The organism is Rhizobacter sp. P5_C2 (genome assembly GCF_054049715.1).
Genome location: NZ_JBFULV010000100.1, coordinates 1 through 22,173, shown reverse-complemented (window position 1 = coordinate 22,173; position 22,173 = coordinate 1). Strand labels below are relative to the sequence as shown.

At 69.8% G+C, this 22,173-nt stretch carries 23 protein-coding genes; 5 read left to right on the top strand and 18 right to left on the bottom strand.

Features of this window, described 5'->3' with window-relative positions; genetic code table 11:
• Both ACXJLU_RS26775 and ACXJLU_RS26770 read left to right on the top strand, forming a co-directional pair.
• Positions 1–319, top strand: a 319-nt coding sequence (locus ACXJLU_RS26775) for a LemA family protein (protein ID WP_457336249.1), incomplete at its 5' end; no start/stop codon positions are given.
• A 15-nt stretch (positions 320–334) separates the two neighbouring features.
• Positions 335–2,989, top strand: coding sequence for a glycoside hydrolase family 9 protein (locus tag ACXJLU_RS26770; protein ID WP_457336248.1), 2,655 nt, complete (start codon positions 335–337; stop codon positions 2,987–2,989).
• Between the two features lie 13 nt (positions 2,990–3,002).
• Here ACXJLU_RS26770 and ACXJLU_RS26765 read toward each other — a convergent pair whose 3' ends face one another.
• From ACXJLU_RS26765 to ACXJLU_RS26735, 7 genes are all read right to left on the bottom strand, one after another.
• Positions 3,003–5,168 carry a phosphocholine-specific phospholipase C gene (locus ACXJLU_RS26765; RefSeq protein WP_457336246.1) on the bottom strand — a complete coding sequence of 722 codons (2,166 nt, stop codon included), beginning with the start codon at positions 5,166–5,168 and terminating at the stop codon, positions 3,003–3,005.
• Between the two features lie 78 nt (positions 5,169–5,246).
• Positions 5,247–6,077 (bottom strand): phosphodiesterase, encoded by an 831-nt coding sequence (locus ACXJLU_RS26760; protein WP_457336244.1) that lies wholly within the window; start codon positions 6,075–6,077, stop codon positions 5,247–5,249.
• A 7-nt stretch (positions 6,078–6,084) separates the two neighbouring features.
• Positions 6,085–7,134, bottom strand: coding sequence for an ABC transporter ATP-binding protein (locus ACXJLU_RS26755; protein ID WP_457336242.1), 1,050 nt, complete (start codon positions 7,132–7,134; stop codon positions 6,085–6,087).
• Positions 7,135–7,142: 8 nt separating this feature from the next.
• Positions 7,143–7,928: an ABC transporter permease gene (locus tag ACXJLU_RS26750; protein WP_457336240.1), complete on the bottom strand. Its 786-nt coding sequence runs from the start codon at positions 7,926–7,928 to the stop codon at positions 7,143–7,145.
• On the bottom strand, positions 7,925–8,725 hold the full coding sequence (locus tag ACXJLU_RS26745) for an ABC transporter permease subunit (protein WP_457336239.1): 801 nt from the start codon (positions 8,723–8,725) through the stop codon (positions 7,925–7,927). Before ACXJLU_RS26745 ends, ACXJLU_RS26750 begins: the two co-directional genes overlap by 4 nt.
• Positions 8,722–9,729 carry an ABC transporter substrate-binding protein gene (locus ACXJLU_RS26740; protein ID WP_457336238.1) on the bottom strand — a complete coding sequence of 336 codons (1,008 nt, stop codon included), beginning with the start codon at positions 9,727–9,729 and terminating at the stop codon, positions 8,722–8,724. The genes ACXJLU_RS26745 and ACXJLU_RS26740 overlap by 4 nt, the downstream gene beginning before the upstream one ends.
• Positions 9,726–10,745, bottom strand: a complete 1,020-nt coding sequence (locus ACXJLU_RS26735) for a LacI family DNA-binding transcriptional regulator (protein WP_457336236.1) — start codon at positions 10,743–10,745, stop codon at positions 9,726–9,728. Before ACXJLU_RS26735 ends, ACXJLU_RS26740 begins: the two co-directional genes overlap by 4 nt.
• Before the next feature lie 167 nt (positions 10,746–10,912).
• Between ACXJLU_RS26735 and ACXJLU_RS26730 the strand changes: the two genes are divergently transcribed.
• Complete coding sequence (locus ACXJLU_RS26730) at positions 10,913–13,069, top strand: hypothetical protein (protein ID WP_457336234.1); 2,157 nt, start codon at positions 10,913–10,915, stop codon at positions 13,067–13,069.
• Positions 13,070–13,098: 29 nt separating this feature from the next.
• Here the strand turns inward: ACXJLU_RS26730 and ACXJLU_RS26725 are convergent, their stop codons facing one another.
• The gene (locus tag ACXJLU_RS26725; RefSeq protein WP_457336232.1) at positions 13,099–14,253 is read right to left on the bottom strand and encodes an Ig-like domain-containing protein; all 1,155 of its coding nucleotides are present in this window, start codon (positions 14,251–14,253) and stop codon (positions 13,099–13,101) included.
• 264 nt (positions 14,254–14,517) lie between these two features.
• Between ACXJLU_RS26725 and ACXJLU_RS26720 the strand changes: the two genes are divergently transcribed.
• Together ACXJLU_RS26720 and ACXJLU_RS26715 are read left to right on the top strand one after the other, a co-directional pair.
• Positions 14,518–14,646 carry a hypothetical protein gene (locus ACXJLU_RS26720; protein WP_457336230.1) on the top strand — a complete coding sequence of 43 codons (129 nt, stop codon included), beginning with the start codon at positions 14,518–14,520 and terminating at the stop codon, positions 14,644–14,646.
• Positions 14,647–14,718: 72 nt separating this feature from the next.
• Positions 14,719–15,105 (top strand): DUF3597 domain-containing protein, encoded by a 387-nt coding sequence (locus tag ACXJLU_RS26715; RefSeq protein WP_073466217.1) that lies wholly within the window; start codon positions 14,719–14,721, stop codon positions 15,103–15,105.
• Positions 15,106–15,152: 47 nt separating this feature from the next.
• On the opposite strand, the gene ACXJLU_RS26710 is transcribed toward ACXJLU_RS26715, so the two are convergent.
• From ACXJLU_RS26710 to ACXJLU_RS26665, 10 genes are all read right to left on the bottom strand, one after another.
• Positions 15,153–15,515, bottom strand: coding sequence for a type II toxin-antitoxin system PemK/MazF family toxin (locus ACXJLU_RS26710; protein ID WP_073466167.1), 363 nt, complete (start codon positions 15,513–15,515; stop codon positions 15,153–15,155).
• Positions 15,515–15,778 (bottom strand): AbrB/MazE/SpoVT family DNA-binding domain-containing protein, encoded by a 264-nt coding sequence (locus ACXJLU_RS26705; RefSeq protein ID WP_073466166.1) that lies wholly within the window; start codon positions 15,776–15,778, stop codon positions 15,515–15,517. The genes ACXJLU_RS26710 and ACXJLU_RS26705 overlap by 1 nt, the downstream gene beginning before the upstream one ends.
• Positions 15,779–15,868: 90 nt before the next feature.
• A complete protein-coding gene (locus tag ACXJLU_RS26700; protein ID WP_457336227.1) occupies positions 15,869–16,429 on the bottom strand; it encodes a hypothetical protein in 561 nt (186 codons plus the stop codon).
• Between the two features lie 8 nt (positions 16,430–16,437).
• Positions 16,438–17,205, bottom strand: a complete 768-nt coding sequence (locus ACXJLU_RS26695; protein WP_457336225.1) for a hypothetical protein — start codon at positions 17,203–17,205, stop codon at positions 16,438–16,440.
• A 1-nt stretch (position 17,206) separates the two neighbouring features.
• Positions 17,207–17,914 (bottom strand): hypothetical protein, encoded by a 708-nt coding sequence (locus tag ACXJLU_RS26690; protein ID WP_457336223.1) that lies wholly within the window; start codon positions 17,912–17,914, stop codon positions 17,207–17,209.
• 13 nt (positions 17,915–17,927) lie between these two features.
• Positions 17,928–18,722 (bottom strand): hypothetical protein, encoded by a 795-nt coding sequence (locus ACXJLU_RS26685; RefSeq protein ID WP_143171536.1) that lies wholly within the window; start codon positions 18,720–18,722, stop codon positions 17,928–17,930.
• Positions 18,723–18,731: 9 nt separating this feature from the next.
• Positions 18,732–19,121, bottom strand: a complete 390-nt coding sequence (locus tag ACXJLU_RS26680; protein WP_073466161.1) for a PAAR-like domain-containing protein — start codon at positions 19,119–19,121, stop codon at positions 18,732–18,734.
• A complete protein-coding gene (locus ACXJLU_RS26675) occupies positions 19,118–20,158 on the bottom strand; it encodes a hypothetical protein (RefSeq protein ID WP_457336221.1) in 1,041 nt (346 codons plus the stop codon). Before ACXJLU_RS26675 ends, ACXJLU_RS26680 begins: the two co-directional genes overlap by 4 nt.
• Positions 20,155–21,270 carry a DUF2169 family type VI secretion system accessory protein gene (locus tag ACXJLU_RS26670; protein ID WP_457336220.1) on the bottom strand — a complete coding sequence of 372 codons (1,116 nt, stop codon included), beginning with the start codon at positions 21,268–21,270 and terminating at the stop codon, positions 20,155–20,157. The genes ACXJLU_RS26675 and ACXJLU_RS26670 overlap by 4 nt, the downstream gene beginning before the upstream one ends.
• Positions 21,267–22,173, bottom strand: a 907-nt coding sequence (locus ACXJLU_RS26665) for a TIGR02270 family protein (protein ID WP_457336218.1), incomplete at its 5' end; no start/stop codon positions are given. The genes ACXJLU_RS26670 and ACXJLU_RS26665, both read right to left, overlap by 4 nt.

Below are 22,173 nucleotides of genomic sequence, written 5' to 3'. Positions count from 1 at the left end.
GGCGCGTGCGGCGGCGCTGCCCGGCACGCCGGGCCTGCTCGACGACCCGCGCGCGCTCGATGCCTTCAAGCGCAACCAGGGCGAGCTGACCGGCATGCTGTTCCGGCTCGTGGCCGCGGCGCAGCGGCAACCCACGCTGCGCGATGACGCCGCACTGCAAGGCCTGCACCGGCAGCTGCTGCAGTCGGAAGCGCAGCTGGCCGAGGCCCGCGCGCGCTACAGCCGCTTCGCCGGCAGCTACAACGCGCTGACCCAGTCGTTCCCGAATGCGATCGCCGCCCGCCTGGCCGGCTACGCCTCCGTGCCCACAAACCTCTGATCCAGGGAGATCACCATGAACGAGAACCTCATCCATCGCCTGCGGCGCGGGGCGTTGGCCTGCACCGTCGCCGCATTGAGTGCGTGTGGCGGCGGGGACAGCCCCGCGCCCGACGACACCGCGGCGCGCGACAGCGCGCGCGCCCGCGCGATGGCCGCCCCCTTGGCCGCGCCACGCTTCAACTACGCCGAGGCGCTGCAGAAATCGGTGCTGTTCTACGAGGCACAACAGTCCGGCAAGCTGCCGGCCTGGAACCGCGTCACCAGCTGGCGCGGCGATTCGCGCCTGTCCGATGGAAGCGACATCGGCCGTGACCTCACCGGCGGCTGGTACGACGCCGGCGACCATGTGAAGTTCGGCTTCCCGATGGCCTTCAGCGCAACCCAGCTCGCCTGGGGCGGGCTGCGCTTCAAGGCCGGCTACCAGGCCGCCGGCCAGTACGACGCGCTGCTCGCCAACCTGCGCTTCGTCAACGACTACTTCATGCGCGCGCACACCGCGCCGAACGAGCTGGTGGTGCAGGTGGGCAACGGCGGCACCGACCACAGCTGGTGGGGCCCGGTCGAGGTCTACCCGCTCGCGGCGCCGAGCTACAAGATCACCGCCAGCTGCGGCGGATCGGACGTGGCGGCCGAGACCGCGGCGGCGATGGCGGCCGCCTCGATGCTGTTCTCGCCCAGCGATCCCGCCTATGCGGCGCAACTGCTGACGCATGCGCGGCAGCTCTATACCTTCGCCGACACGGTGCGCGCGAAGTACTCCGATTGCGTGACCGACGCGGCCAACTACTACAACTCCTGGTCGGGCTACTACGACGAGCTGGCCTGGGGCGCCGCCTGGCTGTACCGTGCCACCGGCGAGACGGCCTACCTGCAGAAGGCCGAGTCGTTCGTGGGCAACTTCGGCACCGAAGGGCAGACCGCCTACCTGCCGTACAAGTGGACGCTGGGCTGGGACAGCAAGCTCGTCGGCGTCTACCTGATGCTGGCCGAAAGCACCGGCAAGGCGCTCTACAAGGACGCGCTGGAGCGCAACCTCGACTACTGGACCACCGGCACCTCGGACGGCCAGCGCGTGACCTACACGCCGGGCGGCCTGGCCTGGCTGGACCAGTGGGGCTCGCTGCGCTATGCGATGAACGAGGCCTTCATCGCGCTCGCCTATGCCGACGTGGTGGGCGACGCGGCGAAGCAGCAGCGCTACCGCGACTTCGCGACGCGCCAGGTCAACTACGTGCTGGGCGACAACCCGCGCCAGGGCAGCTACCTGATCGGCTTCGGCGTCAACCCGCCGCAGCACCCGCACCACCGCACCGCGCACGGCTCGTGGCTGGACAGCCAGGCGACGCCGGCGCAGCACCGCCACCTGCTGTATGGCGCGATGGTGGGCGGGCCGGGCGCGAACGATTCGTACAGCGACGACATCGGCAACTACGTGTCGAACGAGGTCGCGACCGACTACAACGCGGCCTTCACCGGCGTGCTGGCGAAGATGAACGAGCTCGCGCCGGGGGGCGTGCCGCTCGCGAACTTCCCGCCGCGCGAGGTGGCCACCGAGGACGAGTTCTTCGTCGAGGCCGGCATCAACAGCTCGGGCGGCACCTACACCGAGATCAAGGCGCTGCTGAACAACCGCTCGGGCTGGCCGGCGCGGCATGGCGACAAGCTCTCGCTGCGCTACTACGTCGACCTGGGCGAGGTGATCGCGGCCGGCGTGCCGGCCTCGGCGATCACGCTGAGCACGAACTACTCGCAGGGTGGCACGGCGAGCGGTCTGTTCCGCTGCGGCACGAGCAGCATCTACTACGCCGTCGCGGACTTCACCGGCACCGACATCTACCCGGGCGGCCAGTCGGCGCACCGCAAGGAGATCCAGTTCCGCTTTGCGGCGCCCTCGGGCACGGCGTACTGGAACCCCGCGAACGACCCGTCGTATGCCGGGCTCGCGGCCGGCAGCACGGTCAAGTCGCTGGCGATCCCGGTCTACTCGAACGGTGTGAAGGTGTTCGGCCATGAGCCACCGGCGTGTGGCGGCAGCCCGGTCATCCCGCCGGCCGCACCGCAGGGTCTCACGGCCACCGGCGGGGCCGGGTCGGTGACGCTCGCGTGGACCGCGGCGGCGAATGCGACGAGCTACTCGGTGAAGCGCTCGGCCAGCGGGGCGGCGGGCAGCTTCAGTGCCATCGCATCGCCGGCTGCGACGAACTACCTCGACACCGGGCTGGCGGCAAACACCACCTGGTGGTACCAGGTGACGGCCGCGAACGCGGGCGGGGAGGGCGCCGCCAGTGCCACGGTGTCGGCCACCACGCAGCAGGGGACGACGCCACCGCCTGGCTCGTGCGCGGTCACGCTGGACATCGGCAACGATTGGGGCGCGGGCCAGGTGATGGCGATCCGCCTGGCCAACACCGGCACGCAGGCCTTGAGCAACTGGCAGCTGTCATGGACCGAGTCGAACGACTTCACGGTGACCAACTACTGGAGCAGCGTGGTGACGTCCAGTGCGCGCACCATCACCGTCCGGCCAGTCGACTGGAACGCGACGGTGGCGGCAGGCAGCGCGGTCGACCTCGGGATGCAGCTCGCGTACAGCGGCGCACGGCCGATTCCATCGAACGTGCAGGTCCAGGGGCGCGACTGCAGCATCGCCGTGGTGACGGCGCACTGAGGCGGGCCGATGGTCACGGACGCGAACCCAGCCGCAGCCGCCCCATCAGCGGATCGCTGATGCTGTCGTCGCCGTTCTCGATGTGCCCGGCGAAGCGCGCCGCGAACGCCGCATCGCCGTCGACGGTGATCTCCAGCTCGTACCAGCCGCGGCTGCGTTCGAGCGGCCAATACTTCGCGGTCGACTGGCCGGGCCTGAGCCGGTCGGCCCAGCGATCGTCGAACTGCCCGTCGTTGCGTCCATCACCGCGCCCATCACCGCGTCCGTCGTGGCGTCCGTCCCCATACCCGTCGCGCACCCGCACGCCGACCGCCTGCAGCCCGACGTTCGTGATCGACAGCGTGATGCCGAGCCGCCCCTCGTCGTAGCTCGCGCGGATCAGCAGCTTGCTGCTGTCGGCGCGGACCTTGCCCTTGAACGCGCGCAGGAAGCCGTTCGGGCCGCTGACCGAGAGGTCATAGGACGCGTCGACCGCGGCCGCCCACGAGGCGGACAGCAGGCGCTGCGGCTCGACCGTGAAGTTCCTCGGTGCCTGTGCCACCTGCCCCGAGCGCACGTGGAAGACGGCCGCGGCCTTGCCGGTGTTGCCGAAGCTGAGCTGGAACGATTCCGTCGCGCTGTTCGCCGCGCCTTCGGCATGCAGCACGTAGGGCAGGGCGCGCGCCGGCCGCACGCCGGGCTCCTGCACCGGCAGCACCGGCGAGGTCGGCGGCACGATCGTGTAGTCCGGGTGCCGCACCAGGTCGGCCGGCATCAGCCCGGCGGTGCTCGGCAGCCGCACGCGATCCCGATCAGGGCGCGAGAAATCGAGCGTCGACGTCAGGTCGCCGGCCACCGCGCGCCGCCACGGCGTGATGTTGGGCTCGACGAGTTGCGGATGCGCCTTCGCGTGGCGCGCCTCGATGAAGCGGATCAGCGAGGTGTGGTCGAACACCTGCGAGTTGACCCAGCCGCCCTTGCTCCACGGCGACGCCACGATCATCGGCACCCGCATGCCGAGCCCGTACGGCGCGCTCGGGTGGCCGGCGTCGCCGGCCGGGTAGATCTCGTTGACGGTGTCCACCGTCGACGCGCCTTGCCCCGCAAACGGCGGCGTGGGCGGCACCATGTGGTCGAAGAAGCCGCCTTCCTCGTCGTAGTTGATGAACAGCACCGTCTTGCCGAAGACGTCCGGGTTCGAGGCCAGGATGTCGATGACCTGCGAGCTGTACCACGCGCCGAAATCGGCCGTGTGGTTCGGGTGCTCGCTGTAGGCCTCCGGCGCGACGATCCACGACACCGCCGGCAGGCGGCCGTTGCGCACGTCCTCGCGCAGCGTGTCGAACAGGCGCGCCGGATCGCGGTTCAGCGCGTTGATCTGCGTGCCCGTGCGCGCCGCGACGGCCAGCGGCGAGCCCTCGGGCGCGTTCTGGTACTGGTGGAAATACAGCAGCGCGTTGTCGCCGTAGTTGCCGATGTACGGGTCCGAGGTCCAGCCCCAGAAGCCCGCGGCATTCAGGCCGGTGCCCACGTCCTGGTAGACCTTCCAGCCGATGCCGGCCTGCGTCAGCCGCTCGGGGAAGGTCGTCCAGTCGTAGCCGGCTTCCGCATTGGTGATGACCGGTCCGCCTTGTCGCCCGTCGTTGCCGAGCCAGCCGCTCCACAGGTGATAGCGGTTCGGATCGGTCGGCCCGAGCACCGAGCAGTGGTACGCGTCGCAGACGGTGAATGCATCGGCCAGCGCGTAGTGGAAGGGGATGTCGCGGCGCGTGTGGTACGTCATCGTCACCGCGCCCTTGTTGGGCACCCACTGGTCGCAGCGGCCGCCGTTCCACGCGGCATGGGTGTCGTTCCAGCCATGCGGCGGATCGGGCAGGAAGGTCTGCCCGACATCGGTCACCGGCGGGCGGAACGGCAGCAGCGTGCCGGTCGCGGTCGGCTGGTACCAGACCGGCTTGCCCGACGGCAGCGTCACGGCGCGCGGGTCGGAGAAACCGCGCACGCCGCGCAGCGTGCCGAACAGGTGGTCGAACGAGCGGTTCTCCTGCATCAGGATGACGATGTGCTCGACATCCTCGATCGTGCCGGTGCGGTGATGGGCCGGCACGGCCAGCGCATTCGCGATGCTGCCGGGCAGGGCGCCCCCGAGGCCGCTGGCGCCGATGAGTTTGAGGACCTGGCGTCGATCGAAGGCTGTCATGCAGTGGGCTCCTTGAAGGGATGCCCACCGTACGTGGCCCGCATGTCAGCACGGTGTCGTGCCGCACAGCCGACTGGATCAGTCGATCAATTGGCCGTCATCTTCGTGAAACGGAAAGGGCCCCTCGAACGGGCCGACCGAGGCGACATGGCTGACGAGCTCGCCCGCGTCCGACCAGGCGTGCACCAGGAAGCCCGGCGGCTCCATCGAGAAGGCCGATGGCGCGTCGGGAGCGAGGTCGAGGTCGACCTGGTGAGCGGTCGATGGCGCGGTCATCGCGAGGGTGCCGGCCCACGGCGCGCAGATCGCGCGGTGCAGGTGGCCGCAGATCACGCGCCGCACCTGCGGGTGCCGGGCCACCAGCGCAGCGAGGGCTCCGTCGGGGTCGCGCAACCCGATCTCGTCCATGTGGCCGATCATCGTGCGGAACGGCGGGTGGTGCATCGCGACGACGGTGGGCGTCACGGTGTCCTGCGCCAGCAACTGCGCCAGCTGGTCGACGCGCGCCGCACAGACCTCGCCATGCGACGCACGCGGCACGACGGTGTCGACCGCGACCAGCCGCAGCCCGCCGAGGTCGATCGCGTACTGGATGAACGGCGATCCGTGGCGCAGGTAGCCATGCGCCGGAAAGCCGTCGCGCAGCGCCTCGCGGTCGTCATGGTTGCCGGGCATCAGGTACAGCGGGCAGTCGATCGGCTGCAGCAGCTCGCGCAGGTGCGCGTACTCGTCGGGCCGGCCGAAGTCGGTCAGGTCGCCGGTGACGACGACCGCGGTCGGTGCCTGCTGGAGTCGGCGCACGGCCTGCACCGCCTGGCGCAGAAACTGCGCGGTGTCGACGCGGCCATAGGCGCGCGCGCCGGGCAGCTTGATGTGCGGGTCGCTGAGTTGGACAAGCGTCTTGATCATCGGTGCATCACTCCACGCAGGCCGGCATCAGGTGCCGGGGGTTCAGGGTCAGGCTGACGAAATCGCCGGCCACGAAGGGCGATTCCTTGCCGGCTTCGCAGAGGATCTCGCCTTGATCGGGCGTTTGCAACTGCAGTTGCACGCGCTCGCCGAGGAACACGCGGCGCGTGACCTGCACCGGGCCGCCGGGCTGCAGCGCGATGTCCTCGGGCCGCAGCAGCAGCTCGGCCGGCGCGGCGCAATCGGGCGGGCAGGGCAGCGCCTGGCCGGCGATGCGAACGATGCCGTCCGCCATGTCTTGTGTGCTGCGCCGCAGGCGGTTGACGCGCCCGAGGAACTCGGCAACGAACGGATGCGCCGGCCGCCGGTACAGCGACTCGGCATCGCCGACCTGCACGATGCGCCCGGCGCACATCACCGCGAGCCGGTCGGCCAGCGCCATCGCTTCGTGCTGGTCGTGCGTCACGTGAACGGCGGTGATGCGCAGCCGGCGAAGCAGCTCGGCCAGCTCGCTGCGCACCGATTCCTTCAGCTTCGCATCGAGCGCCGTCAGCGGCTCGTCGAGCAGCAGCACGCGAGGCTGCACCGCCACCGCGCGTGCCAGGGCAACGCGCTGGCGCTGCCCGCCCGACAGCTCGGCCGGCCGGCGCTGCTCCAGCCCGTTCAGCCGCACCAGGTCGACCAGTTCGCCGACGCGCCGGCGCACCTGCTCGCGCGGCAGGCGCCGGATCGCGAGCCCGTAGCCGATGTTGGCTTCGACGCTCATCTGCGGGAACAGCGCGTAGTGCTGGAACACCATGCCGACGCCGCGCGTCTCGATCGGGCGCTGCGTCACGTCCTCGTCGTTGAAGCGGATGCGGCCGCCGGCGTCCGGTGCGACCAGGCCGGCGATCACGCGCAGCAGCGTGGTCTTGCCGCAGCCGGACGGGCCGAGCAAGGCCAGCACCTCGCCCGGCTCGACCTGCAGCGAGGTAGGGTGCAGCGCGGGGTCGGCGCGGCCGTAGGTCTTGGCGCAGTCGAGCACCGAGATGCGGGTCGGGGGAGTGTCGTCAGCCATGTCCGTTGTCAAAGTCGTTTCTCGATTCGATGCGCCACCGCCTGCATGCCCCACAGCACCGGCAGGATCACGATGAAGAAGATCAGCGTGTAGGCCGAGCCGATCTCGATGCGCATCGACGCATAGCTGTCGGCCAGCCCGACCGGCAGCGTGCGCGTCAGTGGTGTGTGCAGCATCCAGGTCAGGTTGAACTCGCCCATCGACAGCGTGAACACCATCAGGCAGCCGGCGACGATCGACGGCGCCACGGCCGGCACCAGCACGCCGAGGAAGCGCTGCACGAAGCTCGCGCCGAGCGAGCGCGCCGCCTCGTCGAGCGACACCAGCTCATCGCGCCGGAACGCCGCGGCGACCGTGCGCACCATGAAGGGCAGCGTGAACACCACATGGCCGACCAGCACGAACGCGAAGCTGCGGCGAAAGCCCTGCACGCTGCCGTAGGCCAGGATCAGCGCCAGCGCCGTGGCCAGCCCCGGCACCGCGACCGGCAGCGTGATCAGCTCCTCGAACGCCCTGGCCGCGCGCGAGCGGCTGCCGGCGAGCGCCCAGGCGCAGGGCACGCCGACGAGCAGCGTGCAGGCCACGCAGGCCAGCGCGAGCGCGAGTGAGCTCCAGGCCGTCGAGCCGTACACCGCCCAGACCTCCTGCAGCCAACGCGTCGTGAACCCGCTCGCCAGGCCGGTGCTGAAGTTGTTGACCAGGCCGGCGCTGACGGACAGCAGCATCGGCAGCACGGTGAAGGCGGTCACCAGCACGGTGGTGGCGAGCAGCCACGGCGAATCGATGCGCTTCATGACACGCCCGCGGCCGGTCGCGCCGCGAGCCGCGCGGCGATGAACAGCACCGCCCAGGTCATCACGCCGAGCGCCAGCGACAGGCTCGCGGCGGTCGCGAAGTTCGCGTAATTGGTGAACTCGTTGTAGATCGTGATCGGCAGCACCTCGAAGCGGCTGGCCAGCGTGAAGGCGGTACCGAAGGCACCCATCGCGGTCGCGAAGATCATCGCGCCGGTCGCCATCGCGGTCGGCGCGAGCGCCGGCAGCCACACGTCGACCAGCACCCGCCGGCGCGACGCGCCGAGCGAGCGCGCCGCTTCTTCGAGCTGCGGCTCCAGCGTCTCGGCCGCGGCGGTGAATGCCGCGATCGCGCGCGGCATCGAGAAGTACACGTACGCGAGGAACAGCCCGGTGAAGCCGTACGCGAACGTGATGCGCTCGCCGAACAGCGATTCACTCAGCGACGCGACCGGCCCCTGCCGGCCGCCGATCAGGATCACGAAGAACGCGACGACCACGCCGGGAAACGACAGTGGCAGGCTCAGCACCGACAGCAGCAGCCGCCGGCCGGTGAAGCGCCGGCGCCCGAGGTACAGGCCGACGCCCGCCGCCAGCGCCAGCGCCGCGGCGGTGACCGCGAGCGAGAGCCCGGTGGTCTGCAGCAGGCTGCGCAGGTAGCGCGGCTCGGTCAGCACCGCGGCATAGGCGGCCCAGCCGCCGACCGCGGCCGGCAACGCAGCCAGCCGCGCCATCGGCAGCAGCCAGAAGGCCGCGAACAGCGCCGCCGCCGGCGCCAGGCAAGCCGCTGCGATCACTGGGCTTCGCGCAGGTAGCGTTCGGAGAAGGCCTTCTGCACCTCGGCCATCTTCACGTAGTCGACCGGCTTGGCGCGGGCGTAGTCGATGGCCGGCAGGAAGCGCGACTGCGCATCCTTCGACATCGCCGATGCACGCACCGGGCGCAGGTAGGCATTGGCCCAGATCGCCTGGCCTTCGTTCGACAGCACGAAGTCGAGCATCTTGCGGCCGTTGTCGCCGTTCGGGTTGCGGGCCGCGAGGCTCATCACGTAGGGCACGACCACGCTGCCTTCGGCCGGGATCACGAACTCGACGTTGGCCTTGTCCTTGTACTTCGCGCGGTAGGCGTTGAAGTCGTAGTCGAGCAGGATCGCGATCTCGCCCGACAGCACGCGCGCGTACGAGGTCTGCTTCGGCACGATCGGCTCGTTCTTCTGCAGCGCCTTGAAGTACTCGATGCCGGGCGTGAAGTTGTCGAGCGTGCCGCCGCGCGCCTGGTTCACCGCCACCGCGCCGACGTAGCCGACGAAGGCCGAGGCCGGGTCGAGGTAGCCGACCAGGCCCTTGTACTGGGGCTTCAGCAGGTCGGCCCAACTGCGCGGCACCGGCTTGCCCTTCAGCGCGTCGACGTTGACCATGAAGCCGAGCGTGCCGGAGTGGATCGCGAACCAGTGGCCTTCGGGGTCCTTCAGGCCATCGGGGATCTCGGCCCAGGCGGTGGGCTTGTACGCAGCGGTCACGCCTTCCTTCTTGGCCTGGATGCCGAAGGTCACGCCGTAGTACGCGACGTCGGTGACCGGGCTGGCCTTCTCGGCCACCATCTGCGAGAGCGCCTGGCCGGAGTTCTTGTTGTCGGGTGGCACCGTGATGCCGGTCTTTTCTTTCAGCGCGCGCAGCTCGCTGGCCCAGTCGGCCCATTCGGGCGGGCAGTTGTAGCAGATGGCGGTCTGCGCAAACGCGCCGGCGCTGGCCAGCAGCGCGGCGGCGGCAACGCCGCGAAGGATCAGGCGAAGGGGTTTCATCGGGGTACTCCTGGGGTGGGTTTGCGGAAAACGGGGCCGAGCGATTCGAGGGCGCGCAGCTCGTGCGCCAGCGTCAGGCTGTCGGCGGCAGACGGCCGCTCGCTGCGTTCGATCGCATCGACCAGCAGCCGCACGCACTCGTGGCCGATGCGTTCGTTGGGCTGCGCGATCGATGCGAGCGACGGGCTGAGGTCGGCGCCGATGCCGATGCCGTCGAAGCCGACGACGCTGAGGTCGCGCGGCACCGCGAGCCCGGCCAGCGCGGCGGCCCGCAGGCAGCGCACCGCCAGCAGGTCGTTCGAGCAGACGACCGCGGTCGGGCGCTGCGGGGCGCGCAGGCGCTCGACCAGCGTGTCGACGGCCGACACGACGAAGGGCACTTCGATCAGCTCGCGCTCGCAGCCGTTCGCCTGCATCGCCTGCTCGTAGCCTTCGAAGCGCTGGCGCGCGCGGTCGGAGGCCGCCAGCGTGCCGCTGAACATCGCGATGCGGCGGTGGCCGTCGCGCAGCAGCCGTTCGACCAGCTCGCGCATCGCGGCGCGGCCGTCGACCGACACGCAGGGGTGGTCCGCATGCCGGTTGTAGGCCAGCACGTAGGGCACGCCGGCGCGCTTGAAGTGATCGAGCGTCGCCGAATCGGCGGCGTTGGCCACCGTCAGGATCACGCCGTCGACCGCACGCGCCAGCAGGGCACGTGCGCCCTGTTGTTCGCGCCGCTCGTCGTAGTCGGTCGTGGCAGGCAGGATCGAGAAGCCGGTGCCGGCGGCCGCCGCGGCGATGCCCGCGAGGCACTCGGCGAACACCGGGTTGTAGAGGGTCGGCAGCAGCACGCCGAGCGTGTGGCTGCGGCTGGTGCGCAGTGTTCGCGCGCTCAGGTTGGGCACGTAGCCCAAGGCATCCGCCGCGGCTTCGATGGCGTGGCGCGTGGCCGGCATCACCAGGTCGGGCGAGTTGAAGGCGCGCGACACGGTGGCGATGGACACACCCGCACGTTGGGCGACGGCAATGATGCTCACTCGAGGTCAGGGGGTCGATGTAAAGGTTTTCATTGGAGCCGCGCTGCGTGACGGGCGCATGACGCTTCGCATGGATGGCACGCCTTTCGGTGCGCACCGAAATATGACAACGGCGCACGAAGACAGTGCAGCTCTTCTGAACTCTCCTCGCGACACGCAGCGTCACCATGTCGAGCCCCGCACTCCCGAAACCGTCGCAGTCCCGCTTCGGCGTCACGCAGCACCGCACGCCGTCCCTGTCCACGCCGTCTGTCGTCACACCGACGCGCTCTTCGCGAACGCGTGAAACGCGTGAAGACGGCGGGCCCACGATCTCTCGCACGCCGTCCACCGATGGCCGACAGCGCCCGCGCCTCGGCAACGACATCGCGCTGCAGGACCTGAGCCGCACGACGACGCGTGAAGCGCCGCCTGCCGACGCCGAGCCGATCGACCTGCCGCATCCCGACGAGATCCGCCTCGCGCGCAACCTGCCGGACTTCGAGCGCAAGCTCGGCGAGCAGCGTGCGCGCGTGCCGGGTGCGGCGCAGCGCGCTGTCGCGGCCGAGATCCTCAACCAGGTGCGCCACAACCCGCTGGCGGCGAACGCCACCCCGACGCCCACGCATGCCGAGCTCGCGCAGCGGTTGACGGACGAGCGGCTCGAGCAGTTCCTGACCGGTGCGCTGCAGATGACGCCGCAGAAGCTGCGCGCGATGGAATCGATGGCCGCCCAGGGCGGGCGCTACATCCCGAGCAGCGGTTCGCTGTTCCAGGGGCTGCTCTACGGCGTGATCCCGTTCGCGGGGCTGGCGAGTACGCCGACGAAGGTGCTGATCGGCAGCGGCGCGGCGCTGGCGGCACAGCCCTTCGTGACGGCGGCGCTGCAGACTCCTATCGTTTCGGCCATCACCGTGATGCGGCAGAAGGGCGCGCCGATGGGCAAGATGCCCGGCAACCTCAAGGCGAACACGAGCTTGCCGCAGATCGAGGCGAAGCTCGAGAGGCTGAACGTTGCGGCGCAGGCAGATGCCGAGGCGATGCAGACGCTGATGGCATCGCTCGCACAGTCGCATCCTGGGCAGGCCTTGCCGGCCGACCAGCCGCCGACCGAACAACAGATGTCGGCCTTCTTCGCGTCGCTGTCGCAAGGCGAGCACGACGCGCTGGCGGACATCCAGCAGCGCCAGACGGGGCGTGCGATCGAGGCGGCCGCGCTCGTCGTCGACGGCCTGCGGCTGGAAGGCATGCAGGCGCGACAGAAGAACTCCACGCAGGCCCAGGTGTGGCTGCGCACGGCGCGGGGCGCGAGCAGCATCCTGGCGCCTGCGCTGCAGGCGGCGAAGTGGTCGACGCCGGCCATCACCGGCGTGTCGGTCGTGCTGGCGCTGGCCGCGCTGCTCGGGCAGCACATCGCGGCCGGCCTGGACGAGAAGACGGCGCAGACCGACGAACTGAAGCTGAGCATCCTGTATGGCGACCTGTTCAACGCCATCGGCCAGGCCGACTGGGAGGCGGGCCGGCCGATCACCGGCGACGGCATCGACGAGAAGAAGCTGCAAGCCCTGCTGACCGAGCCCGAGACGACGATCGCCGGCCGCGTCAAATCGATGGTGGAGGGCCGGCAGAAGGAACTCGAGGCGCGGCTGCAGGCGCTGCCACCGGCCGAAGGCCCGGCGCTGGAGGCCGGCAACGAGGTGGCCACGCAGCTCGCGGCGCGGATCCAGGGCTGCAAGGACGAGGTCGCGCTGATCGACAGCGGCGAACTCACCAAGCTGCCGCAGGACTCTTTCGCGCGCCAGTTGTTCAACCAGTCGATGGAGAGCACCGCCGTGGCCTTTGCAGCAACCGAAGGCTGGAACAAGCTGCATGCGCCGCTGGAGTATTCGGCGCAGGTCGGGCAGCGGCTGTCGCAGCAGTTCACCTACGGCTTGCTGGGCGGCGCCGGTGCGCTGGCGCTGGGGCGTGGCGTGAACGCGGTGGTGTACGAGGTGAACAAGCACCACGCCAGGCAGCACCCCGATCCGGCCCACGCGGGCAAGCCGATCCCCGGCATGAGCGGCGAGGCGGCCTGGGCCCAGGTGCTGCTGACGCTAGGCGCGGCCGCCATCGCCTACTACTCGGCGATCTCGCAGTACAGCGCGGTGAACGTGAAGAACGCGCGCCGCGACGGCGCGGGCGGCGACCCCGGCCTGGCCGATCAGTTGAAGAACGGCGTCATGAGCCCGGGTTGGCAGAGCCAGGCCAACCGGGCCGCTGCGGGGGCGCGCACGGTCGGCGATGCCGTGCTGCAGGCCAGCTGGCGCAGCACCGCGGCGATGCGCTCGGCACTGGACAACGGGTGATCAGCCGGCGCTGGCCCGCCGGGCCTGCATCACTGCAGGCTCAGCGTCAGCGTGTACTGGTTGCGGGTCTCGAAGTCGTACGGAATGCTCGACAGGCGGATCCACACGTCGCGCGCGGCCGCGCCGTTCTTGTACGCCACACGGACCTCGCCCGAACTGGGCCATTCGGATTCGCCGGAGAGCTTGTCGCCGTTCGCGTCGACGATGGAGACGGAGAAGCCCTGGTGCTGCGGCGTCAGCATGCTCACCGTCAGCGTCTGGCCGGTGGGGATCGTCAGCTGGTAGTAGTCGCTGTCGGTGTGCACGATCTTCGAGCTGCCGATGACCTCGGTCTCGTTCTTCAGCGTGCCGGAGATCTGCAGCTGGCCGGCCGGTACCGCGTTGGCCGTGGCCCGCGTGTTGTTCGGTTCGGTCTCGGTGAGGCCGGCGGCCGGGTCGACGTTCAGCACGATCTCGTCCGACAGCGTCGTGTGATTGGCGAGATCGCGCGCGCGGGCGACGACGGTGTGTGCGCCGGGCGACAGCGTCGTCGTGTCGAACAGCACGTAGTACTGGTCGGCCGGATCGCTGCTGAGGTAGTGCAGCGACGCCCAGGTGCCGGTCAGCTGGCCGTCGACCAGGAAGTCGACGCCGAACAGCCGGGTCTCGTCCTTCGCGATCGCCGTCAGCTTGATCAGCCCGAAATTGCCTTGTACTGCGGCGGTGATGGTGGGCGGCACGGTGTCGTTGCTGCCGGGCGCGCCGATCGGGGTGCCGACCGTGAAGCCGGCTTCGGCCGAGGTGGTGCTGTTGCCGGCGGCGTCGACCGCCACCGCGACGAAGCTGTGCGTGCCGCTCGGGATCTGCTCGATCTGCAGCGACGAGGTGTATGAACCGTCGCTCGGTGACTTCTGCACGCTGGCCGGGATGCTGCCGCCATCGACGATGAAGCTGACCGAGGTGACGCCGACGTTGTCGGTGGCGAGCGCGGTGAGGGCCACGGCCTTGGTGGACACGGTGGCCGATGCGGAGACGACCGGCGGCTGAGTGTCGGCGGTCATCGGACCGGATGCCGGCACGTCGGGCGGGGAGGGCTTCAGGGTGGTGTCGTTGGTGCTGTCACCACCGCCGCCGCCACAGGCAACGAGCAGCAGCGTGAGCAGCAAGGCGGGCAAGGTGCGGGTGACGCTGACGGTTCGGGTCATGGTGAGGGGCATGTTTTGCGACCGGCGATTCTGTCACCTTGGCGACAGCCTGTCTGACACGCTGACGGGCCGTTACGCTTCGGCATGGACAACTCAAGGGAATGGCCATGGACTGCATGCCGCGTCGCAGTTTTCTGGTACGCGATGGGCGCCTGCACCCGATCGGCGGTGCGTCGGAGCCGGCGGCCGAGCGCGCGAGTGTCGGCTGGCACGAGGTGTACGACCCGAAGGCGGACCGGTGGACGGCGCTGAAGCCGCTGCCCGGTGCGCGACCATGTGGGTTGCGTCGCGTACGGCGGGCTGATCCACGTGATCGGCGGGCGCTTCAACACCTTCGAATACAACACCACGCTGCACCGCGTCTACGGTCACGCTGGCCTGATTCCGTCTTGACCGGCGGGCTGCAAGGCCTAGACTGGACTTTCGTTGCCGACGCAGCGCCATCAACCGAACCAGGAGACCACGATGAGCATCTTCAGCAAGATCAAGGACGCGATCTTTGGCAAGAAGGACGAGGCGCCCGCGGTGGCGCAGGCGCCGACGCAGGCTGCACCGGCTGCAGTGCCGGCGACAGCGGCGCCCGTCGCGCTGAGCGAAGTGGACGTGGAGGCGGTGCTGACGAAGCTGGCCGCGGCCTCGTCGCAAAAGCTGAACTGGCGCACCTCGATCGTCGACCTGATGAAGCTGGTCGGCATGGAATCGAGCCTGGCCGAACGCCGCCAACTGGCCGGCGAGCTGGGCTACACCGGCGACACCAACGACACCGCGACGATGAACATCTGGCTGCACAAGCAGGTGATGGTCAAGCTGGCGGAGAACGGCGGGAAGGTGCCGGCGAGTTTGTTGGGGTGAAGTAAAGCGAACGCCGGCGCATCGAGTGGCCGTGCTCGTGAAAGAACTCAACCGATGTTGATGATGGAGTTGAGGCCTTCACATGCCTCAGCGAACACCGCTGGCGAAACCTGTTTCCAAGGATGAGGCCGGGCGCCTCGTGCTCGCCAATCGAAAGACTTCGGTTGATGTGTCAGCACGTAGCCGGCCTCGCCTTTCGGCCCGACGTACTTCAGCGCGAAAGGATTGGTCTCGTTCGACTGCGCGTGCGTCATCGGCAAGCCGATCACGATGCCGGTGCGTTCGTTGAAAGACTTCGTCGACAAGACCACCATCGGATGCTCGTCGCGCATCTCGTGGCCCACCTGCGGACTGAAGCCTATCCAGATCATGTCCCCGCGATCGGGAACCCATAGCGCGCGAGCAACCATCAGAATCGTTCCTCTCCAACGCGACCGTCGGGCATCGACTCGCCGCCATGCACCGCCGGATCGAAGGCCTTGAGCTTCTGTGCGAGCGTCAGCTTGGGTTTCGTCGCCGCCGGACGCACCAGAATGCCTTCGTCAACGACTTCAACCGTCACTGGAAGACCTCGAGAGAACTTCGCCGCCTTGGCCACGGCAGAAGTGATGCGCACGCCGAGACCATTGCCCCACTCCTGCACCGTCTGCTCAACCTTCACACCTGTCGACATCACGAACTCCTTTGGATGTTTATACAAGTATAAACATGATCGACCGCGTGATCAAGCTTGAGCGATGAGGGCTTCTTGGGGTTCGATCTCTCAATTCGCCTTCCGCCACCAAGGCACGTCGTAATTCACCCTCTCCTTCGGAACCACCATGATCTGCGGCCGGACGAAGTACTCGAAGAAGCGCTTGCGATCCTCGGCGCTGTAGATCTCGAACGCGCCGGCTTTCTCCTGCTCTTCGAGAAAGCGCCGCATCGCACCCACCGGTTCCATCGGGTTGGCCTGCTGGAAGATCACCTCGCCGCCGTAGCGCTGGTACAGCGCCTTGCTGACCTTCCACTGCAGCACCATCTCGCGCGGAAACTCCCGCAGCATCGCCTTGTCGGCCGCCGACAGGCCGGGCGGGGGCGGCGGCAGCTTCAGCGCCGTTTCGAGTTCGACCACCTCGGCCTCGGTGACCGACAAGCGCTCCTGTTCGGCGAACCGCCGCAGCAGCGGCCCGAGGATCTCGCCGTCCAGCCCGCGAGTGGGCTTCGCCGTGTCGTCGCGGTAGATCGTCTGGCCCAGCACCTTGGCCACCGGCTTCCTGGCCGACGCGATCGCCGGCAGGAGTGAGACGGCTGCGGTCGCGATCAGCAGAAGTCGTCGTTGCATCACGTCCGTCAGGCGTTCTTCGCCTGGGGGTATGAGTTGGGTGGGTCGAGCCTGTAGGGCGTGCCGACGAAGCCGGCGTCCTTCAGGTCGCCGAGGTTCGCGAGGAACGGGTTGCCCGACGCCTGCGCATCCGCCAGCACGCCAGCCAGGAACGCGGCATCGGCGCGGGCCGACGGCTCGTGATGCGGATCGAAAATGCCGCGGCCGACCAGCGGGCCGAGGCGGGCGCCGATGCGGCGGCCGAACAGGTCGTCGAACGGGTCGTCCTCATGCGGCGGGTGCCGCGCCACCAGCCGCTCCAGCGCGCCCTCCAGCCAGGCTCGCCAGGCCTCGGGCTGCGGCGCCACGTGCTGGGCGAGGCAACCCAGGTAGCCGATCGCGTCGTACAGCTCGGCCGGGAACTGGTAGCCGATGCGCACTGCCGGCTCGAGCCAGGCCATCGCGCACCACAAGGGCCCTTCGACCGGGCCGACCCAGTCGCTGCGCGTCAGCTCGTAGAAGCGCAGGTAGCGCGGATCGACCGTTGCGCACCACGCGGCTTCGGCCACCTGCAGCGGTTCGTCGCGACGGTGCAGGCCGTCGAAGCGCCAGACGATGCTCTCGTACAGCCCGACGCACAGCGCCAGCTGCGCCCGCACGGACAGGCGCACCGCGGCCTCGAGCACCCAGCCGACGTTGCCGGTGACGTCCTGCGAGGCCCGGGTGTCGTCCCAGATGTAGCGCAGGCGACGCCGCTCGTCATCGCTCAGCGCGATCCAGTCGGGGCGGGGCAGCATGTCAGGCCGGGTAGCGGTAGGGCGTGCCGGTGAAGCCCTTGTCGAGCATGCCTGCGGGCGCGCGCAGGTAGGGGTTGCGCGAGGGATCGAGCGATTCGATGGTGCGCTTGAGTTCTTCCTCGACGCGCGCATCGTCCCAGGCGAAGGCCGGATCGAAGAAAGAACGCGGGATCGGGCGGCCCGCGCTGCCGTCATCGTTCTGCGGGAACTGCGTCGCCAGCCGGCGCAGGGTCTGCGACAGCCAGGGCTCGAACGCCGGGTGGCGGCCGAGCACGTGGTCGCACAGCCGCACGAGGGCGTGGGCATCGTTCAGTGCCTCCTGGCCGGTGAACATCAGGAAGGCATGCGACATCACATGGGAGCAGAACCAGACCGGACGCACGGTCAGGCGCGGCACGTCTTCCGGCAGCGGTGCCACGTCGGTGACGCGGGCATAGCGCCAGTCGATGACGGCCGCCCAGGCCGCCTCGATGCGCAAGCGCAGGTCGCTCACGTCGGTGTGCGATTCGAAGCGCGCCGCGACCCATTCGCAGCTGGCAATGCCCAGTGCATAGAGCGGCGTCGGCTTGATTCTCTGCATGGCTTGCGCGAGCCGCGGGTCGTCCTCGTCGTTGGAGGTCCAGATCAGGTTCGCATCGATGGGCTCCCAGCTGAAATCGAGAGGCCATGCCGCGAGGTCGAGCGACTGCAGGTAGGTGGGGAAGGTCATGGTGGAGCGCAGGTCACATGTTCTTGGCAAGTTCGGCCGCGCGCTTGGCGGCCGCGCGTCCGGGCGTCGGGGCGCCGTCGACTTTCGTGCACAGTGCCCGGTACGATCCGTCGTCGGCGCAGTCGTCCTTCGAGATCGGTGTCGGTTCCTTGTCCTCGGCGCAGATCAGGATGACGATATCGCATTCCTTGGCGGCCTTGCAGAGCATCGCGTAGCAGGTCGGGCACGGCATGCCCGACTGATCGGCGCGCCCATCGGGCTGCTTGAAGCGCCAGTCGATGTTCAGCACCACGGTGCCGCCTCGCATCGCCGCGGCGCCGGCCTTGTTGGTCAGGTCGTTGAAGATCTTCGGCTCGGCATGCCCGCCCTTGCCGCCGCCGGGGTGGACATGGCTCTTGTCGCACAGCACCCCCGCTTTCTCCTTGGCCGCGTCATGCTTCGAGTCGTCGCTCTCGCGGGTTTCCTTGTTGCAGCCGACCTTCTGCTCGCTGGTGCCGCCCGGCGTCAGCCCGCTCGGATTGCATTCCTGCGCCGGGCCGCTGCTGCTCGCGCAGAAGGTGCCGCCGGCCCCGGGGATGCTGCTGAGCGCCGACGAGAAGGTCATGCCGGTTCCCTTGGCCTTGTCGAGCGTCTTCTGCAGCTCCTCGCTCAGGTACCCGCTCTGGCGCCTCTTGCGCTTCTCGATGATGTCGATCGTGCGCTTGCGTTCGCCCTCATTGCGGATCTCGAGCTTCCCGCACTCGTTCTCGAACCCGGGCGGTGCCACGCCGCCGGTGATCATCTGGGGGGGTGCAACGCTCGGCGTCATGCGGTGGCCTCATCCATTGTTGCTGGTGGTCAGGTCGAGCAGCCGGATCGCGTTCTTGCCCTCGAACTTGACGTCGAAGGACCAGGCTTGCGCGATGGTCTTGCCCTGGATGCAATGCGAGCCGACGTTCATGCCGAACGACCGCGTCGCGGCCTCGTCGCCCTTGCATTGCTTGTAGTTGGAGTCGCTCTTGATGCCGGCCTGGTCGCCGCCGATCTTCACCGAGCGGGTGCCGTCGCCGGTGTCCGACGCCTTCGAGAAGACCGGGTAGGGCAGCGGCAGCGGACCGGCCGGCGGCCCCGGCGGGGACAGGCACACGTCGGGCATGGCCGCGAGGACCTGGTTGTCGTCCTTGGTGGCCGACACCTCGCGGCCGTTGGCGAACACGTTGGCACTCATGTCGATGGCGCGCCGGCAGGCGGCGCAGCTTGAAGGACCAGCGCGGCGCGGCCGCCGTCGTCGCTGCCGATGTGGCACAGCGCGCGCAGGCCGGGTGCATAGCCCGCCAGGTGCGCATGCCGTGTCCACGCCAGCAGGCAGGGAAGCACCGCGGCGCCGATCTCGCCGAGGAACTCGATCGGATGCCACAGCGGCAGCGCGCCGTCGCGCGTGCTGCGGTCCAGCCGCATCGCGGCCAGCAGGGCTTCCTTGAACTTGTAGTGCTCGCCGGACAGGTCGGTCATGCGCCAGGCGACATCGCCCATGCCGACGCCGGCCACGCCCAGCGCCTGCTTGATCGCCGCGGTGAGCCCGCGCGCCCGCAGCGGCTGCGTGTCCTCGATCGTCGCAGCTTCGCGCGCCAGCCCCCAGCCGGCGATGTGCAAGGCATCGGGCGCCGCCGCACCGCGCCGCGCGAGCAGCACGGCGCAGCCGGCCTCGCCCGGCAGGAAACCGTTGAAGTTGGCTGGGGTCAGCAGCCGCCGACGTTGCTCGTAGGCTTCGAGCGTCCCCGCGCTCAGGAAGCTGTCGACACCGGCCACGACGACGTGATCGGCGTGGCCGGTCTCCAGCAGTTGCTCCGCCTGCAGCAGCGCCTGCATGCAGCCGATCTGGTCGCCGGCGAACAGGCGCGAGGCCGGATGCGGCGCCCGCTCGAGCCGGCGATGGACCTCGCCCAGCAGCCGGGCGTCGAGATCGGCCGGCCGCCCCGGGCGGGCGGCGCTCGACACGCCGAGCAACAGCGGCACGCGCGCATGGGCGTCCGCGGGCAGGGCCTGGAGGCATTCATGGATGGCCGGCGCCACCAGCTCGGCCAGCTTGCCGGTGCCTTCCCACCAGTGCGGCAGCGACACGCGCGCGCCGCGGATCGGCTGGCCGTCCTGGGTGTCGACCCAGCGCGTCGCCTGCACCGCGCTGACGCCGGCGCGCAGCGCGGCGAGCGTCGACGGCGCGTTGTAGCCCAGCGCGGTGACCATGCCGCTCGCGAGCACCATCATGGGCGCTCCCTTCGTGCCGAGCGGCGCGCCGCCACCGCATCGGCCAGGCTGCGGTGGTAGGTCTTGCCGGGGAAGCGCCGGGCCCGGTGCCAGTCGTCGGACTTCTCGCCGACGATCACTTCCTTGACGTCGAACACGCTCTTGCCGAGCGGCAGCGTGACGCGCCACGTCAGGCAGAAGCGGTTCAGCTCCGGCTCGATGACGATGGTGTCGATCTGCGCATCGCGGCGCAGGTCGCGGCCGCGGTACGGCGCGAACAGCACCGGCATCGGGTGCACCGGCAGCCGGAACGCCCGCAGCCCGTCGGGCGTCAGGTTGCGCAGCACCACCTGCTCGCCACCCACCGGGTGGGGAATCACCTGGTCGGCGGGCGCGGCATGGAAGTAGCGGTCGTCGAAATCGTCCGGCCAGAACGGGGCCTGCTCCTCGATCCACGCGTCGTCGTAGGTGCCGGCCCACCGGTGGCGCGGGAACCAGTTGCGCCCGACCGGCGAGAAGGCCATCGGCAGGTAGTCGCCGTGGTGGTCGGTCACGCTGCGGCCGATCTCTTCGGTGTTGGGCAGCGGCAGGCCGTCGATCTCGCGGGTGTGCTTCATGAAGCCGCGCCCGACCGGGTTCGCCAGCACGCTGGCCACCTCGCCGCCGGACGCTTCTTCGGTGCGGTCGGTGCCGCCCCACGCGTGGTCGTAGCCGACCGGCATCGTCTCGAACGGCTCGGGCGAGGTCGCGGTGACGACGCCGAGGATCCGCTTGTGCCAGCGGCGATCGCCGACGACGTTGAACTGCTTGACCAGCGATCCGACCTGCAGCCCCACCGCCAGCTGCGAGACGCGCCGGCCCGGCGGCGCATGAGCCTGCCCGTTGAGCAGCACGTCGCAGGCGGGTTTGCGGTGCGCGAAGTCGGTCTCGTAGCGCGGCGCGCTGAGGCCGGGCTCGCCGGTGAACTCGTCCGCCTCGACCAGCGGCACCTGCTGCCGCGCGAGCCGCGGCTCGTCGCCGGGGGCCGGCAGCTCGTAGGTGGCCTTGACGACCACGATCAGCAGCTCGCGGGCGTCGCGGTCGTAGCCGCTGGTCCACTTCGCCGGCAGGTGGCTGTCGTTGGTGAATCTCATGCGGCCCGCCGGTGTCGCTCGAGCTTGCGCTGTTGCCAATCGGCCCGTGCCGCGACGGCAAACAGCGACGCGCCCGGCACCAGGCGTGCCAGTTCGAAGGCCGCCGCGGCGCGCTGCCGCTGGTAGCCGTTGGCGAGCACCGTCAGCAGGGGCTGCACCGCCACCGGTTGACCGGCGAGGAAGCGTTGCCCGGGTTCGAAGGCCGAGCGGTGGCCGTGCCACCAGGCAGCCAGGCCGTCGACGTCGGGCCATGGCAGCTCGTCGTCATCGGGGTGATCGGGATCGACAGGTTCAGCGGGATCGGCGGCTTCGGCCGGTGCTGCCGGCGCATCGCGCTTGAGGCCGAGTTCGTCCAGGTCGGCGCCGGTGATCATCGTGAACGCTTCGCCGGCAACGCGCGCGAAGCGCGCATCGGCCATCGCCTGCAGCAGCCACGGCACTGCCGCCGGATCGCCGAGCGCGGCGGCCGCGACGATGCCTTCGCGCCGGCTCGCGGGGTCGGCGGCGAATGCCCGCACCCGTTCGCGCCCGGCCTGCATGTCATCGGCCCGCACGGCGTGCTCGATCGCGAGCCGGGTGCGGCCGGGCAGGTTCGCGCCGGATTCGAACAGGCGCGTCGGGGCGCCCGGTTCACCGAGCACGACCAGCGACCAGGCGGCCCAGAAGCGGCAGCCGGCATCGCCATCCGCCAGGCCGGCTTGCGCGGCGGCCGACAGGTCGCGGCGCTTGCATTCGCCGACGGCACGCAGCGCGCGCGAGCGCAGCGACGCGTCGGTCGCGCCCAGCGCCTGCGGGATGAGGGTGCCGCTGTCGAGCCGGTGCGCGCCGGCCGCCGCGAGCTGCAGCCGCCGGTGCACCGGCAGCGTGGATCGCGCCAGGCGCTCGAGCGTGTCGCGCAGGCGC